This is a genomic window from Flavobacterium branchiarum (assembly GCF_030409845.1).
Lineage (GTDB): Bacteria > Bacteroidota > Bacteroidia > Flavobacteriales > Flavobacteriaceae > Flavobacterium > Flavobacterium branchiarum.
Window position 1 is genome coordinate 2,109,845 of the sequence record NZ_JAUFQQ010000003.1, and the last position, 15,858, is coordinate 2,125,702.

At 31.6% G+C, this 15,858-nt stretch carries 15 protein-coding genes; 8 read left to right on the top strand and 7 right to left on the bottom strand.

Going from position 1 to position 15,858, the window contains the following annotated elements:
• Nucleotides 1-25: 25 nt before the first annotated feature.
• The gene (locus QWY99_RS09880) at nt 26-925 is read left to right on the top strand and encodes a patatin-like phospholipase family protein (RefSeq protein WP_290264335.1); all 900 of its coding nucleotides are present in this window, start codon (nt 26-28) and stop codon (nt 923-925) included.
• Here the strand turns inward: QWY99_RS09880 and QWY99_RS09885 are convergent, their stop codons facing one another.
• Nucleotides 926-1,447 carry a DUF7935 family protein gene (locus QWY99_RS09885; RefSeq protein ID WP_290264338.1) on the bottom strand — a complete coding sequence of 174 codons (522 nt, stop codon included), beginning with the start codon at nt 1,445-1,447 and terminating at the stop codon, nt 926-928.
• A 124-nt stretch (nt 1,448-1,571) separates the two neighbouring features.
• Here QWY99_RS09885 and QWY99_RS09890 point away from each other — a divergent pair, with 124 nt between their 5' ends.
• The 3 genes from QWY99_RS09890 to QWY99_RS09900 all read left to right on the top strand — a co-directional run bounded on the left by QWY99_RS09890 (nt 1,572) and on the right by QWY99_RS09900 (nt 5,830).
• Nucleotides 1,572-2,339 (top strand): sulfite exporter TauE/SafE family protein, encoded by a 768-nt coding sequence (locus QWY99_RS09890; RefSeq protein WP_290264341.1) that lies wholly within the window; start codon nt 1,572-1,574, stop codon nt 2,337-2,339.
• Nucleotides 2,340-2,721: 382 nt separating this feature from the next.
• Complete coding sequence (locus QWY99_RS09895; protein ID WP_290265381.1) at nt 2,722-5,061, top strand: ATP-dependent helicase; 2,340 nt, start codon at nt 2,722-2,724, stop codon at nt 5,059-5,061.
• Nucleotides 5,062-5,209: 148 nt separating this feature from the next.
• Entirely contained in the window at nt 5,210-5,830 is a 621-nt protein-coding gene (locus tag QWY99_RS09900) for an L-threonylcarbamoyladenylate synthase (RefSeq protein ID WP_290264344.1), read from the top strand.
• 403 nt (nt 5,831-6,233) lie between these two features.
• Here the strand turns inward: QWY99_RS09900 and QWY99_RS09905 are convergent, their stop codons facing one another.
• Genes QWY99_RS09905 through QWY99_RS09915 form a run of 3 tightly spaced genes read right to left on the bottom strand, consistent with a single transcriptional unit; the run spans nt 6,234 to nt 8,593 of the window.
• Nucleotides 6,234-7,070, bottom strand: coding sequence for an OmpA/MotB family protein (locus QWY99_RS09905; protein WP_290264346.1), 837 nt, complete (start codon nt 7,068-7,070; stop codon nt 6,234-6,236).
• Nucleotides 7,071-7,105: 35 nt separating this feature from the next.
• Nucleotides 7,106-8,125: a glycosyltransferase family 2 protein gene (locus QWY99_RS09910; protein ID WP_290264350.1), complete on the bottom strand. Its 1,020-nt coding sequence runs from the start codon at nt 8,123-8,125 to the stop codon at nt 7,106-7,108.
• Nucleotides 8,126-8,137: 12 nt separating this feature from the next.
• Complete coding sequence (locus QWY99_RS09915) at nt 8,138-8,593, bottom strand: type I restriction enzyme HsdR N-terminal domain-containing protein (RefSeq protein ID WP_290264353.1); 456 nt, start codon at nt 8,591-8,593, stop codon at nt 8,138-8,140.
• Nucleotides 8,594-8,685: 92 nt separating this feature from the next.
• On the opposite strand from QWY99_RS09915, the gene holA reads away from it, so the two are divergent.
• The 3 genes from holA to ettA are packed head-to-tail and all read left to right on the top strand — an operon-like array spanning nt 8,686 to nt 11,655.
• Nucleotides 8,686-9,690, top strand: coding sequence for a DNA polymerase III subunit delta (gene holA / locus QWY99_RS09920; protein WP_290264355.1), 1,005 nt, complete (start codon nt 8,686-8,688; stop codon nt 9,688-9,690).
• A 54-nt stretch (nt 9,691-9,744) separates the two neighbouring features.
• A complete protein-coding gene (locus tag QWY99_RS09925) occupies nt 9,745-9,927 on the top strand; it encodes a CAL67264 family membrane protein (protein ID WP_290264357.1) in 183 nt (60 codons plus the stop codon).
• A gap of 33 nt (nt 9,928-9,960) precedes the next feature.
• Nucleotides 9,961-11,655, top strand: a complete 1,695-nt coding sequence (ettA, locus tag QWY99_RS09930; protein WP_290264359.1) for an energy-dependent translational throttle protein EttA — start codon at nt 9,961-9,963, stop codon at nt 11,653-11,655.
• A gap of 164 nt (nt 11,656-11,819) precedes the next feature.
• Here the strand turns inward: ettA and QWY99_RS09935 are convergent, their stop codons facing one another.
• Together QWY99_RS09935 and QWY99_RS09940 are read right to left on the bottom strand one after the other, a co-directional pair.
• Nucleotides 11,820-12,233 carry a thiol-disulfide oxidoreductase DCC family protein gene (locus tag QWY99_RS09935; RefSeq protein ID WP_290264361.1) on the bottom strand — a complete coding sequence of 138 codons (414 nt, stop codon included), beginning with the start codon at nt 12,231-12,233 and terminating at the stop codon, nt 11,820-11,822.
• A gap of 288 nt (nt 12,234-12,521) precedes the next feature.
• Nucleotides 12,522-14,687, bottom strand: a complete 2,166-nt coding sequence (locus tag QWY99_RS09940) for an endonuclease MutS2 (protein ID WP_290265383.1) — start codon at nt 14,685-14,687, stop codon at nt 12,522-12,524.
• A gap of 112 nt (nt 14,688-14,799) precedes the next feature.
• Here QWY99_RS09940 and QWY99_RS09945 point away from each other — a divergent pair, with 112 nt between their 5' ends.
• A complete protein-coding gene (locus QWY99_RS09945) occupies nt 14,800-15,471 on the top strand; it encodes a uracil-DNA glycosylase (protein WP_290264364.1) in 672 nt (223 codons plus the stop codon).
• Here the strand turns inward: QWY99_RS09945 and QWY99_RS09950 are convergent.
• Nucleotides 15,468-15,851 carry a DUF4258 domain-containing protein gene (locus QWY99_RS09950; protein WP_290264366.1) on the bottom strand — a complete coding sequence of 128 codons (384 nt, stop codon included), beginning with the start codon at nt 15,849-15,851 and terminating at the stop codon, nt 15,468-15,470. The genes QWY99_RS09945 and QWY99_RS09950 overlap by 4 nt on opposite strands.
• Between the last annotated feature and the right edge of the window lie 7 nt (nt 15,852-15,858).

Consider the following 15,858-nt stretch of genomic DNA (forward strand, 5'->3'; position numbering starts at 1 on the left):
ACAAAAATAAAACTTACACTATTATATGAGAGCATTGGTTATTTCAGGTGGAGGAAGCAAAGGAGCTTTTGCTGGAGGAGTTGCACAATATTTATTAGAAATAAAAAAATGTCAATATGACCTGTTTTTAGGCACATCAACAGGAAGTTTACTTATTCCGCATTTAGCACTAGGCAACATTCACAAAATTCATGGTATCTACACTAATGTTAACATGAGTAAAATATTCAATATCAGTCCATTTGTAGTAAAAGAAAAGAATGGAATTGATATTGTTACTATAAACCATTTTAATGTAATTCGTCAATTTTTTAAAGGGAAGAGAACATTTGGCGAAAGCAAAGGATTGCAAAAATACATTAAAGATCATTTATCATTATCTGAATTTAATCAATTAAAAAAACTTAAAACAGATGTCGTAGTAACTGTGACAAATTTATCTCGAAATGAAGCAGAATACAAATCAATTAAAGATTGTACGTATGATGAATTTTGCGATTGGATCTGGATATCAAGTAATTATATTCCGTTTATGAGTTTAGTGACTAAAAACAACTCCGAATATGGCGATGGTGGATTTTCTAGCTTAGTTCCAATACGTGAAGCAATACAACGTGGAGCAACCGAAATTGATGTGGTAATTCTAGAAACGGAAGTGAATATAACTAAAAATGCTATTGGAAAGAACCCCTTTTCGTTAATGATAGATTTGTTCCGAATAGCGTTAGATCAAGTTGAAAAGCATGATATAGCAATAGGAAAGCTAATTGCTAAGAATAAAAATGTAAAACTAAACTTGTTTTATACACCTACAAAACTAACTAACAACGCATTAATCTTCAATAAAGAAGAAATGAAAAAATGGTGGGAAGAAGGTTATGAATATGCACAAAACAAGTCTGAAATCATGAGTGATAATAGGTAATTACCACATTTCGCTTACTTCATCTTTAATATAAGACAGAGCTGCACTACTTGGTGATTGCTTTTCAAACAAATCATTTAAAATAACCTCACGTAACTTATCTGCGCTATCAACACGATCGCTCATACTTGCTTTACGAATCATTTGAATTGTAGCATTCTTAGCAGTAGTTACAATAGTCCAACATTGATCAGACATATATATTTGTTGTGTCAAATTATGTTCAAATTCTTGTTCGATTTGAGCGATAACAAGATTTTCATATTCATTTTTATCATTAGATGTTGGCGCAACACGTATTAACAACTTAGTTAAGCTAATACGTTCTAAATACAATGTAATACGCTCATACGCTTGTAAACGCAAAGGCAAAGCTTGTTTTTGAGCATCTTTTTGCAACAACCATCTTCTAGTGTCTTTTTTATCAGTAAGGTACGATTTGAAAAAATAATAAGCGACACTACCTGTAACAATAGAAGGTAATGTGTAAGCTATAATTTCAATAATTTTATTTGAATCCATTTTATAAATTTGAGAAAACAAAAATATACTTTTTGAATCTAATTCAACATCATTCTGCTTGTAATATTTATTTAAGAAGGTTAATTTTGCCGACTATCTAGTTTAAATCAAATACTACAAATCGTTGGAAGAATATATTATAATTTTACTTTGCTTAGTTGCTTTTGCAGCAGGATTTATTGATGCTATTGTTGGTGGCGGTGGGCTAATTCAAACTCCTATGGGGCTGATATTATTACCAAACTTACCTGTATCTACTGTTATCGGAACTTTAAAACTACCTGCCTTTAGCGGAACAGCCTTTGCTGCTTTTCAATATATGAAGAAAGTAACTATCCAATGGAAGTTATTAATCATCATGATGATTTTAGCGGTTCCATCGGCTTTTTTAGGTTCTACTATATTAACTTATGTGAGTAATGATTTCATGAAACCACTTTTACTAGTCGTTTTATCGCTATTACTGGTATATACTTATGCCAAAAAGAATTTTGGACAACAAGTAGTCAAAGATCATTCAGAAAAAACGCAAATAATGTATGCTGTTTTAATTAGTGTAACAGTTGGATTTTATGATGGTTTTATCGGTCCCGGAACTGGCAGTTTTTTTGTAGTAGCTTTTATTGCCTTAATGGGTTTTGATTTTCTACATGCTTCCGCAAATGCCAAAATGGTAAATTTAGCGACAAACTTCGGTTCCATTTGTTTATTCATTATAAAAGGAAAAATTATCTGGTCGATCGCTTTACCAATGGCAGCAAGTAACGCTTTAGGAGGTTGGTTGGGTGCTAAATTGGCTATCAATAAAGGGAACGGATTTATTAGAATTTTCTTTTTGATAGTAGTAATCGGAACACTGATTCGTTTTGCTTATGATGTTTTTTATAAATAGAGGTTCTGAGAGGCAGAGCCACTAAGGCTCTAAGTTCAGTGTCACTTTAGTTTCTGAGTATTTATTTATAACATCAAATAAGTTTTTTCGACATTTTTGGTTAGAACTATTCTCTTCTTTATTTTATATCTCTCACAAACATAAGGATATTTTTAAACCAAATATCTTTATTTCAAATACTTAAAAGAAACCAATTGTTTGCTTTAGCCCCGATAGAGGCGATATCCTCGTAGTGAAACGGAGAGATAAAGCCGAAAGCGGGAACCATGTTTTTTTAAAGCCTTTTGTTGTGCTTCAAAAAACTTAGCAAATCAGTACAAAAGCACCTTAGGAACTTACTTTTTAAATTCTTATTTTTGCATCAATTATGGAGAAAAATTTCATGCAAAAATACATTGACCAGCTCAATGAAGCACAAAGAGAGCCTGTTTTGAAGAAAGACGGGCCAATGATTATTATTGCTGGGGCAGGTTCAGGAAAAACTCGTGTTTTAACAATTAGAATTGCTTATTTGATGGCTCAAGGTATTGATGCATTCAATATTTTGTCGCTAACTTTTACCAATAAAGCGGCTCGTGAGATGAAACACAGGATATCTGATATCGTGGGGTCTTCTGAGGCAAAAAACCTTTGGATGGGTACATTTCACTCCGTTTTCGCCCGAATATTGCGCTCAGAAGCAGATTATTTAGGATACCCTTCTAATTTCACAATATATGATTCACAGGATTCAGCTAGATTAATTTCTTCGATTATTAAAGAAATGCAATTAGATAGAGACGTCTATAAACCAAAACAGGTTTTAGGTCGGATTTCTAATTATAAAAATAGTTTAATTACTGTAAAAGCATATTTTAATGATCCTGAATTACAAGAAGCAGATGCTATGGCCAAAAGGCCTAGAATGGGAGAAATCTACCAACAATATGTAGATCGCTGTTTTAAGGCTGGAGCAATGGATTTTGATGATTTACTACTAAAAACCAATGAATTACTAACTCGTTTTCCAGAGGTTTTAGCTAAATATCAAGATCGTTTTAGATATATCATGGTTGATGAGTACCAAGATACCAACCACTCTCAATATTTGATTGTTCAAGCTTTAGCAGATAGATTTCAAAATATTTGTGTTGTAGGAGACGATGCGCAAAGTATTTATGCTTTCCGTGGAGCGAATATTAATAATATCTTGAATTTCCAGAAAGATTATGAAGGCGTAATAATGTTTCGTTTGGAGCAAAATTATCGTTCGACTCGTAATATAGTTGAAGCTGCAAATACTGTAATGGAACACAATAAGACCAAACTAGATAAAATTGTTTGGACTGCTAATGATTTTGGTGCTAAAATAAAAGTACATAGAAGCTTAACAGATGCTGAAGAAGGTCGTTTTGTAGCTGGTACCATTTTTGAACAAAAAATGCAAAATCAACTTAGTAACGGTTCTTTTGCAATTTTATACCGTACCAATGCACAATCTCGTGCAATGGAAGACGCACTTAGAAAAAGAGATATTCCATATAGAATTTATGGAGGATTGTCTTTCTATCAAAGAAAAGAGATTAAAGACGTTTTGTGTTACCTAAGATTGGTTATCAATCCTAAAGATGAAGAAGCACTTATACGTGTAATTAATTACCCTGCACGTGGAATTGGCGATACAACAGTTGAAAAACTAACAATTGCAGCCAATCACTATAAGCGTTCGATTTGGGAGGTGATGCAAAACATCGACAAAATTGACTTGAAATTAAATGCAGGTACCAAAAATAAGCTGAATGATTTTGTAACAATGATTCATAGCTTTCAGGTAATCAATGAAAATCAAGATGCTTTTTATATAACTGATCACGTTGCTAAAAAAACTGGATTAGTACAAGAACTTAAAAAAGATGCTACTCCAGAAGGAATGGCAAAAGTTCAAAATATAGAAGAGTTACTTAACGGTATAAAAGATTTTACCGAAGGGCAACAAGAAATTGACGGAGCAAGGGGAGCACTGTCTGAATTTATGGAAGATGTAGCATTGGCTACCGACTTAGATAAAGACACTAGCGATGAAGATAGAGTTGCCTTAATGACGATTCACTTGGCTAAGGGATTAGAATTCCCACACGTTTTTGTTGTCGGAATGGAAGAGGACTTGTTTCCTAGTGCAATGAGTATGAGTACTAGAAGTGAACTTGAGGAAGAACGCCGTTTGTTTTACGTAGCACTAACTCGTGCTGAACATCAAGCTTACTTAACATACGCTCAATCTCGTTACCGTTGGGGGAAATTAACGGATAGTGAACCTTCCCGTTTCATAGAAGAAATCGATGCCCAATATTTAGAATATTTAACACCCGCTGAAAGTAATTACCGCTACAAACCTATGATTGATAGTGATATTTTTGGTGATGTTGACAAATCTAAGTTGAGATTAGCAAAGCCAATTGGGTCAACACCACCACCTAAAGCAACTAATAATAACGACCCAAAATCGGAATTAAATGTTCGTAAACTGAAACCCGTTTCTAGTAATCCGAATAATGCAAGTGCTCCAAACTTATTTGACAATAATTTAACCATTGGAAACACGGTTATGCATGAACGCTTTGGTAGAGGTGAAGTTATTAACTTAGAAGGAGTAGGAGCAGATAAAAAAGCAGAAATAAAGTTTGAAGTTGGCGGAATTAAAAAATTATTATTGCGATTTGCTAAACTAGATATTATTGGATAATCCAAAGAAAGATAATTGATCATTACTAAAAATCAAAAATCCTCTCCTTGAATTGTTTGTATAAATATCTTAATTAAATAAAAATTAGTAACTTTAAGATGCTTAGTATGAAAACTTACTAAACCTTAAATCTGAAACAAAATAAAATATGGCAGAATTTATAAAAATATATCCAGACAAACCAAGTGAAGCTGCAATTGCGAAAGTGGTTAAAGTTTTAAAAAACGGAGGATTAGTTATTTATCCAACAGATACTGTTTACGGTTTAGGTTGTGACATTACAAATTCACGTGCACTGGAACGTATTGCAAAAATTAAAGGTGTTAAACTTGAAAAAGCAAATTTCTCATTTATATGCCACGATCTAAGTAATATTTCAGATTATGTGCGTCAAATTGATACAGCTACATTTAAACTACTAAAAAGAGCATTACCTGGTCCGTATACATTTATCTTACCTGGTAACAACAATTTACCAAAAGAGTTTAAAAAGAAAACAACTGTCGGAATTCGTGTTCCAGACAATTCAATAGCATTAGAGATTGTACATCAGTTAGGAAATCCTATTGTTTCAACATCTATACGTGATGAAGATGATGTAATAGAGTATACTACCGATCCAGAACTAATTTTTGAAAAATGGCAAAATTTAGTAGACATGGTAATCGATGGAGGTTATGGTGATAATGTTGCATCAACTATTATCGATTTATCAGAAAACGAACCAGTTGTAGTAAGAGAAGGAAAAGGAAGTCTAGACATTCTCTAAAAAAAATAGCACTTCGGCAAGGTATTTGGAGTTAATTCGTTAAATTAGATTCATTAAATTAAATTGTCAATATATAAGTAATTACAATAATGTACTCTTAATTACTATTTAATTGGTTATTAAAAAAGATTAAGGATACATAAAGCAGGTCATTCGACCTGCTTTTTCTGTTTTATGAGAAACAATTTTTAATGGATCAATTAAAAAACTTATAAAGTAGCAAGATTTTTTTGTTTTTTTTTTTTCACCACAATCTTGTCCTTCTAAGAAACGAAGCAATCACCGAAAGAAACTAACATAAAGTATTTCTAGATTGTTGAGCATAAAAAAAGCCAGTGAAAATATTTCACTGGCTTTTTAATTTGAATCCTAATTTATTAAGATTCAATATGAAATAATCAGATTATTTACCTGATTGTTTTTTCATTTCTTTTTCAACCATATCGTAGAATTGGTCAATTTTTGGCATAACAACAATACGAGTTCTTCTGTTACGTGCTTTGTTTTCAGCTGAATCATTTTCAACTAAAGGTACGTAAGAACTTCTACCAGCTGCAATTAATTTCGCTGGATTAACTCCTAAATCATTTGTTAATACACGAACGATAGCAGTAGAACGTTTAACACTTAAATCCCAGTTGTCTAATATTATACCGTTGCTTTTGTAAGGAACATTATCTGTATGACCTTCAACCATACATTCAAAATCTGGTTTGTCGTTAACTACTTTTGCAACTTTAGCCAAAACAGTTTTAGCTTTATCAGTTACATCATAGCTACCACTTTTAAACAATAATTTATCAGCGATAGAGATAAATACAACTCCTTTTTCTACATTAATTTCGATGTCTGGATCGTTGATTCCAACAGCACCTTTTAAGCTAGTAACTAAAGCAAGTGTAACACTGTCTTTCTTAGTTAAGGCATCTTGAAGTCTAGATATTTTTAAATCTTTTTCTTTTAAACTCTCTAAAGATTTTTCTAAGTTTTCAGCTCCTTTTGAAGTAAGCATTGTTAAATCTTTAGAACTACTTATTAAAGTCTGATTGTGTTCTTTTAAAGAAGCAACTGTAGCCGATAAACCAGCTTTTTCTTCTAAGCAAGAATTTAATTTTACAGTACAAGAATTTAGTAAATCTTGAGTTTCTTTGTTTTTAGATTCTAATTCAGCATATTTCTTTTTAGAAACACATGAAGATAGTACCATTAGTGCAGTTAAAGCGATGAATATTTTTCTCATAAAAAAAAAATTTAGTTAGACGTAAGTCAACAAAGTTAAGGGTTATTAATTTGATTATTGTTAAAGATATCTTTAAATACGCTGATTTTCTTCACATAGTACAAGAAAACGATACTTTTAACTTTAAAGTATTCTTGTGTTTGTAAATTGTTTCTTTTTTTATAATACATCGAAAAAAGACTATAAAAAGAAAAATGAGCTTTGATAATTGCCCAAGTATGTTTTAATTTTCCTTGTGTTAAAAATTGCATTCCTGCGATACCATCAAGTACTAATCTAGCAAAAAGAATGCCATAAAAACCTTCCTTAGGCAAATTCTTAGTAAGCATTAACATTGAGTTCCTAAAGTTTAAAAAGGTCTTCCTAGGGTTACCTTGTTGTAATGTTGCTCCACCTACATGATACACAACAGCTTGTGAATTATATTTTATAATATGTCCTAGATTAATAGCGCGCCAGCATAAATCAATTTCTTCCTGATGCGCAAAAAAACCTTCATCAAAACCTTTTAAATCTTTATAAACAGCGCTTCTGATAAAAAAACAAGCTCCTGAGGCCCAAAACAATTCAGAATTGTCATTATACTGTCCGTTATCCTTTTCGATAGTATCAAAAATACGTCCTCTACAAAACGGATATCCATATTTATCAATAAATCCTCCTGCCGCCCCTGCATATTCAAAAGAAGATTTATCTTTAAAGTCAAGTATTTTTGGCTGAATGATAGCCGTCTTTGGTTCATTTACAAAAGTATCCAAAATAGGTTGTAACCAATTCTCCGTAACTTCAATATCTGAATTTACCAATGCATATATATCGGCATCTATATGTTTTAATGCTTCATTATATCCTTGAGCATATCCATAATTACCAGCATTTACTACAATTTTTACCGTAGGAAAATACTCTTTTACATAATCTACAGAACTATCTGTCGACGCATTATCAGCAACGTATATTGTAGCTTCTGGTGAAAACTGCACAACCGAAGGCAAAAATTGTTCTAATAATTTTACTCCATTCCAATTTAGAATGACAACTGCTATTTTATCCAAGTCGTTTGTGTTTTATTTATTAAGAGAATTGTAATTGGGTAATTCTCTGAGAAATTCATATTTTTCATTTTCAAAATCCATTTGACAAAAATAATGATGTAAACCATTCGTTACTGTCAAAAATTGTGCGTTCATAGTCATATTATAACGCGCAATCTGATCAAAAGTAGCTTGCGAAATTTTTACTTCAGGAGCTTTACATTCTACTAATATATAAATAGTACCATCAGGGTTGTAAACCACAATATCATACCGCTTTCGCAAACCATTGACTTTTAAAACCTTCTCTACATTTATAAGTGATTTAGGGTATTTTTTCTCAACCATTAAAAACTGAACCACATGTTGGCGAACCCATTCCTCAGGAGTAAGAATGATAAATTTTTTCCTGATTTCATCAAAAATAGACACTTTATTTTCGCTATTTTTGAACCGAAATATATAAGAGGGAAAATTTAGTTTTTGCATGAGGCAAAAATATAAAATAGTTTTAGGTTTTAAGTTTAAAGTTTCATCTAATTGAAACGATAATCCAAAACGTAAAACTTGAATTAAAAATTATGGATGAAGTTATAAAAATTGTTAATGACATAAAAGCGGGTAACATCAAACCCATCTACTTCCTAATGGGAGAAGAGCCTTATTACATTGACAAATTAGCCGAATATATAGAAAAGAATATCCTATCGGAAGAGGAAAAAGGGTTTAATCAAACCGTTTTGTATGGTCGTGATGTATCTGTAGATGATGTAGTTTCGGCCGCAAAACGCTACCCTATGATGGCCGACCGTCAGGTTATTATTGTAAAAGAAGCGCAAGATTTATCAAGAACAATTGATAAGCTTGAAGCCTACGCAACAAACCCAATGGACACTACCGTTTTAGTGTTTTGCTACAAATATAAAACACTTGATAAACGAAAAAAAGTAACAAAATTACTGGGACAAAAAGGACTCGTTTACGAAAGTAAAAAACTATACGAAAATCAGGTTGGAGATTGGATTAAAAGAGTTTTATCTGGTAAAGGATACGCTATAGAACCAAAAGCAAACGCCATGCTAGTTGAATTTTTAGGTACAGATTTAAGTAAAATTAATAATGAGCTTGAAAAACTTCAGATAATTCTACCAAAAGGAACAACCATTTCACCTACACATATTGAAGAGAATATTGGCTTTAGTAAAGATTATAATGTGTTTGAACTACGTAAAGCTATTGGAGAACGCAATCAGGTGAAAGCTTACAAAATTGCCGAAAATTTTGCTCATAATCCTAAAGATTATCCAATAGTTATGACTACTGGTTTAATCTTTGGATTCTTTATACAATTATTAAAATATCACGGACTGAAGGATAAAAATCCAAAAAATGTTGCAACAGCAATAGGCGTTAACCCTTATTTTTTAAAAGAATATGATGTAGCAATCAAAAATTTCCCAATGAAGAAAGTAAGTCAGGTAGTTTCAGCATTACGCGACATAGATTTAAAAAGTAAAGGAGTGGGAGCCAATGCGTTACCACAATCTGATTTATTAAAAGAAATGCTCTACAAAATATTTAATTAAGCCACTTTAATTACCGATATTTGTAAGCTATATAATGTAAAAAATACCACTATTATGGGAATGAACAAAAACACAGTCTTAGGATGGGCAACTTTTATAATGTTAATAATGGGGTTTCTCCTAATTGGACTGGGAATTTTTAGATACAGTGATGTTTCTGGTTGGGGATTTGGCGCAGTAGGAGTTGGTTTTTTAGCCAACGCATGGGTATTTAATGCCTTAAAAGGAAGAGTTTAAACAAGAAAATAATAAAATTTAAATAAATTAATAATGTCAGACGATAAGAAAGTAATTTTCTCCATGTCAAAACTGAGTAAAACTTACTCAAGTAGCGACAAACAAGTACTAAAAAATATCTATTTGAGCTTTTTTTACGGAGCTAAAATTGGTATCTTAGGTTTAAATGGTTCAGGAAAATCTTCACTTTTGAAGATTATTGCTGGTGTTGATAAAAATTATCAAGGTGATGTAGTTTTTGCTCCAGGTTACACAGTAGGATACCTAGAACAAGAACCACAATTAGATGATGATAAAACAGTTATTGAAATTGTTCGTGAAGGTGTTGCCGAAACAATGGCAGTTCTAGAAGAATACAATAAAATCAATGATTTATTTGGTCTTCCTGAAAACTACGAAGATGCCGATAAAATGGACAAATTGATGGATCGTCAAGCAGCTTTGCAAGATAAAATTGACGCATTGGGAGCTTGGGAAATCGATACCAAATTAGAAATTGCAATGGATGCTTTGCGTACTCCAGACGGAGATACACCAATCAAAAATCTTTCAGGAGGAGAGCGTCGTCGTGTAGCATTATGCCGTTTGTTATTACAACAACCAGATGTATTGTTATTAGATGAGCCTACCAACCACTTAGATGCTGAATCGGTTCTTTGGTTAGAGCAACATTTAGCACAATATGCAGGAACTGTAATTGCTGTAACGCACGATAGATATTTCCTTGATAATGTTGCAGGTTGGATTTTAGAGCTAGATAGAGGAGAAGGTATTCCTTGGAAAGGAAATTATTCTTCTTGGCTAGATCAAAAATCAAGCAGAATGGCCCTTGAAGAAAAAGTAGCTTCTAAGCGTCGTAAAAACTTAGAGCGTGAGTTGGACTGGGTTCGTCAAGGAGCCAAAGGACGTCAGACAAAGCAAAAAGCTCGTTTACAGAATTACGATAAATTATTGAACGAAGATCAAAAACAACTAGATGAAAATCTAGAAATCTATATCCCGAACGGTCCACGTTTAGGAACAAATGTTATTGAGGCTAAAAATGTTGCCAAAGCTTTTGGAGACAAATTACTATATGATAATTTAAATTTCACTTTACCACAAGCTGGAATTGTTGGGGTTATTGGGCCAAACGGTGCTGGTAAATCTACAATCTTCAGAATGATTATGGGTGAAGAAAAACCGGATAGCGGTGAATTTACTATAGGTGAAACTGTAAAAATTGCTTATGTAGATCAAGCGCATTCTAATATTGATCCTAACAAATCAATTTGGGAAAATTTCTGTGATGGACAAGAATTAATTATGATGGGAGGTCGTCAGGTAAATTCTCGTGCTTACTTAAGTCGTTTTAACTTTGGAGGGAGTGATCAAAACAAAAAAGTTTCAACATTATCTGGTGGTGAGCGTAACCGTTTGCACTTAGCAATGACACTAAAAGAAGAAGGAAACGTACTTTTACTAGATGAGCCTACGAATGACTTGGACGTAAATACACTTCGAGCACTAGAAGAAGGTTTAGAAAATTTTGCTGGTTGTGCTGTAGTTATTTCTCACGACAGATGGTTCTTAGATAGAATTTGTACGCATATTCTAGCTTTCGAAGGAAACTCAGAAGTATATTATTTTGAAGGTGGTTTCTCTGAATACGAAGAAAACAAGAAGAAACGTTTAGGTGGAGATTTAACTCCAAAACGTTTGAAATACAGAAAATTAATAAGAAGCTAGTATTCTTATTAATTCTTAAAAAGCCTCAAATAATTAAATTTGAGGCTTTTTTTTATATCATATAATAAAATAATTATTTTTTTTTAAGTAGCTTCAATAAATATTGGAACGTACTGTTTGTTGTAGCTTTTTATTTTTATTCTCTCTTTAAACAAGGAAGCGGTTTATAAAAATTTAGCTTTTAACTCCAAAGTTGGAATCATACAACTTTCTTTTTTTCCATACCACTTGTATCTATTCTTAGCTATATAATCATACAAAGGATCTCTTAAGAATTTCGGTATGATTTTAAAAATAGAAAACCAACTCCATAAAATTCCCATGTTTTCAGCAATGGCAATTGCCGCTCCCGACTTGTAATAATAAGCAACACCAGGTTCGTAAAATATAATACTATCAATTTTAGTACTATCAATTCCTATATACTTACAAATTTGTTGTCCAATTTCAGATTGTAAAGCAGCAAAACGAAAAACATCTTTTTTATCATGCTTTATTATAAACTGTACAGCTGAATTGCATAAATTACAAACACCATCAAAAAGAATTATTTTTTTATTTTTTGGTAAATCAAGCATTGTATAATGTATTTCAGAATTAAGATTTATTTTTTAAACTTTTTTACTTAATATAATCCAAAGCAAATGATTATTTTACTTCAATAAAACTTAAATTAAAGCCATTTGAGCAAAATCACAACAGCTATAGCTTTTATTTATCATAAAAACAAAATCAATAAGTTTTCAGCTTAAAATCAGCTTCCATAAACAACTCTAAATGGATTATTTAAAATTAGCTATGCAAATTGTTGTTATTGCAAAAATACCTCCTTAAATATCTTTATTTAAACTTTTGATAATTTTAACCTATTTTTTAGCGGCCTCAACGAATTCTAACTCTTCCAAACTTACTTTTGAAGTGAAAATTCCATAATTTACTGTAGCCTTATTTTTTTCAATAGAATCAATGCTTCCCACAGATCTTCCATCTATCATTCGAACTCGATCACCAACTTTTAAAGTTACTTTAGGTTTTTCGACAACAGCTTTTAATTTTTTTTCTTTTTTCTCTTTTCGAATTTCCTCAACTTGAACCGTTACTTCTGCAATGACTTCTTTTTTCTTTTCAGTTATTGCTTTAACTTCTTTTGGAGTCGCTTTTTTACGTTTTGAATTTTCAATTTCTATAATTTTCAAAAACTCTCCAATCAATTCTTTTTTATTTTTATTATTGAAATACTTCTCCGAAATATCTTCAATTTTTTGCCCGATGTAAATTGTCTTTTGATTGCTATCATATAATTCTTGGTAGCTTTCTAGTTTTTGTTTTATCTTGACATTTATATTTTCCATCTTATTACTTTCGGCACGAGCTCTAGTTTCTTCTTCTTTTAAGTTCAAAGAAGTTTTTTCTAATTTCGAACGTTCTTTTTGTAATGTAGCAATCGTCTTGTCAAAACGGACTTTTCCAATTTCAATTTTCTTTTTGGCACGATTAATTAAACCAAACGGAATTCCGTTTTTTAATGCTACCTCAAATGTAAACGAACTACCCGCTTGACCAAGTACCAACTTATACATCGGCTCCAATGATTTTTCATCAAAAAGCATATTCGCATTAGTAGCATGTGGCAATTCATTTGCCAAAATCTTAAGATTAGAATAATGTGTAGTTATAATTCCGAAAGCCTCTCGATGGTAAAATTCCTCCAAGAAAATTTCAGCCAAAGCACCTCCTAATTCAGGATCTGAACCAGTTCCAAATTCATCAATCAAAAACATCGTTTTACGATTGCATTTTTTAAGGAAATAATTCATGTTTTTTAACCTGTAGCTATAAGTACTTAAATGATTCTCTATAGATTGGTTGTCTCCAATATCTGTTAAAATTCTATCAAACAAGAAAGTTTCACTGCGTTCGTGCACAGGAATCAACATTCCGGATTGCAACATTAATTGCAATAATCCCACCGTTTTTAGAGAAATTGTTTTACCTCCAGCATTAGGACCAGAAATAACAATAATTCTATTATCTTGTTTTAATTCAATCGTTTGAGGATAAGTAACCTCTTTCTTTTGCTTATTATTTAAATATAAAATTGGATGAAAAGCATCTCTAAAGTACAAACGACGCTCTTCTGTAATTGTTGGTAAAATACCATTTATCTTATTTGCATACTTTGCTTTTGCAGCAATAACATCAATATCACTCAAAAAAGCCTGATATTCAATTAACAAAGATAAATACGGACGAATTGCATTTGACAATTGTTTTAAAATACGAGTAACTTCTTCTTTTTCTTCATATTCTAAATTACTCAATTCTCTAGAATATTGTAAAGTTGTCTCAGGCTCAATATAAGCAATACTTCCCGTTTTTGAACTTCCTAAAATAGAACCTTTTACCTTACGGCGGTACATTGCAAGAACAGCCAAAACACGACGGTTTTGTACAAAGCTTTCTTTAATATCATCCAAATAACCCAAGCTGTTGTACTGAGTTAAAGCAACACCAAAACTTTGGTTTACTTTTCCTCGAACCATATTCATATCTCTACGAATGTTGGCAAGTTCAGGTGAAGCATTGTCTTTTATCTCTCCATATTTATCTACAACAACATCAATTTGCGAAATGATATCTTTAGTCAATTCAACTTGCGAAGCTCTAACATTTAGATTAGGATAATAATCGTCAAATTTTCTTAAAAAATTTAATAAAAAATTGACCGTAGAAGATAAAGTAGCTATTTTTCTAAAACTTCCTACTTCAAGAAAACTATCTTCTATTGCTAAAAATTTTATTTCATAACTAATTGCATCAAAGCCATGATTTGGAATTGCATTATTATTTTGGAAAGACGAAACATACTCGGATGTCTGCATAAGCGCTTGCATCAAAGTTTCTTTGTCTCTGAATGGTGTTATTTCTAAGGCTTTTTGTTTTCCTATATCTGTATTACAAATATCCGAAATAGTTTCGAGTACTGTAGGAAATTGTAAATCTTGTAATGTTTTATCAGTAATAGATATCATATTATAACGTAAGTTGTAAATTTTCAAAGTTACAAAGTTTTAAAACTAAATAGCAGTATTAATTGGTACTTTGCATAAAACTTTACGTAATTTGTAGTAAAAAATTATTGAAATGAAAATCAACCTTAATCAAGATTGGCAAACCATATTATCAGATGAAATAACAAAACCATACTTCAATGATTTAATGGCTAATGTAGAAGAAGAATATGAAAACAATATTTGCTTTCCTCCAATTGATTTAATTTTTTCAGCTCTTAATCATTGCTCATTTCAAGATACAAAAGTGGTTATTATCGGACAGGATCCTTATCACGGAACTGGTGAGGCAAATGGTTTAAGTTTTTCAGTAAATGACAATATAAAAATTCCTCCTTCGCTTCGAAATATTTACAGAGAATTAAATACAGATTTTGATTCCGTATTTATGCCAACTTCTGGTAATTTAGAATCTTGGGCAAAACAAGGCGTATTACTTTTAAATGCTTCATTAACTGTTCGGAAAGACACACCAAATAGTCATAAACATTTGAAGTGGAATTTATTTACTGATGCAGTAATTCAGGCAATATCTGATAAAAAAGAAAATGTTGTTTTCTTATTATGGGGAGCATTCGCGCAAAAAAAGGGAAGCAAAATAGATACTGCAAAACATTTAGTTCTTGAATCTGGCCATCCATCTCCCATGAGTGCAAACCAAGGAAAATGGTTTGGAAACAAGCATTTTACTAAAACAAATACTTTTCTGATATCAAAAAAAATTCCTCAAATAAAATGGCTCTAATCAGCCTGCTTTTTTTCTATAGATTCTAAAACAGCTTTTCCAGGATAATTAATCACTTTAAGTACAACTTCTTGATTTTTAGTTGTTTTACCTTCAATAATATATAATTTTCCTTTTTTGTATTCTACATTACTTTTGTCAAAATCAACATCGCCAAATTGCAATGTATTTTTAATATCAGAAGTATCGATCCATTTTTCTGCTAGAACTTTAGAAGCTTCATCTGAATAATGAAATGGTTTATTTCTTAGATCATTTAAAACTCTTGAATTTGGAAAATAATTACAACGGGTATCTTTACCACTAAATACAAGGCCTACGAAGAAACAACCAATAACTAAACCAACTAAATAATAAGCAAAACGATGTGTAAATTTCATGAATTCT